We start from the raw sequence: 692 nt of genomic DNA, 5'->3' as shown, positions 1-692 counted from the left end.
TTGGATGCCACGTCCAGCCACTTTTGGATTCGGATCTTCCATCGCACACACTACTCGCGCCACTTTGGCTTTTATCAACCCTTCAGCGCAAGGTGGCGTGCGTCCATAGTGGGAGCACGGTTCAAGGGTAACGTATGCCGTTGCACCTTCGGCTTTATCACCAGCCATACGCATCGCGTGCACTTCAGCATGCGGCTCTCCAGCGCGATGATGATAACCTTCACCAACGATCACGCCATCACGAACAATTACGCAACCGACGTTCGGGTTTGGAGCCGTCGTATAAATGCCGCGTCGAGCTAACTTGAGCGCACGCGACATCATTGAAAAATCTTGAGGAGAAAATGGAGATGCAGAAGTGTGTTGAGGCATGATTTAATCAGTCTTCAAGGCGGGCAATTTCTTCGCCGAATTCACGAATATCTTCAAAGCTACGATAAACCGATGCAAAACGGATGTAAGCCACTTTGTCGAGCTCTTTAAGCTGATCCATAACCAAGTTACCAATCATTTGGCTCGGTACTTCACGCTCACCAGTTGCGCGGAGTTGCGACTTAATCATACTGATTGCAAGCTCGATAGAGTCGGCACTTACCGGACGTTTCTCTAATGCGCGCTGAATGCCACCGACCATTTTATCTTCATCGAATGGTTCACGATTGCCATTCGACTTAATGACTTTAGGCATGACC

Annotated in this window: 2 protein-coding genes; both read right to left on the bottom strand. The window is 49.3% G+C overall.

The window, feature by feature from the left end:
- Positions 1-372, bottom strand: a 372-nt coding sequence (ribD, locus tag R7Q46_RS27245) for a bifunctional diaminohydroxyphosphoribosylaminopyrimidine deaminase/5-amino-6-(5-phosphoribosylamino)uracil reductase RibD (RefSeq protein WP_318078280.1), incomplete at its 3' end; no start/stop codon positions are given.
- A 7-nt stretch (positions 373-379) separates the two neighbouring features.
- Positions 380-692 (bottom strand): transcriptional regulator NrdR (gene nrdR, locus R7Q46_RS27240; RefSeq protein ID WP_318078277.1); only part of this gene is annotated, 313 nt, incomplete at its 5' end.

The organism is Vibrio sp. 811, from assembly GCF_033339195.1.
This window is presented reverse-complemented; position numbering and strand designations above follow the sequence as displayed.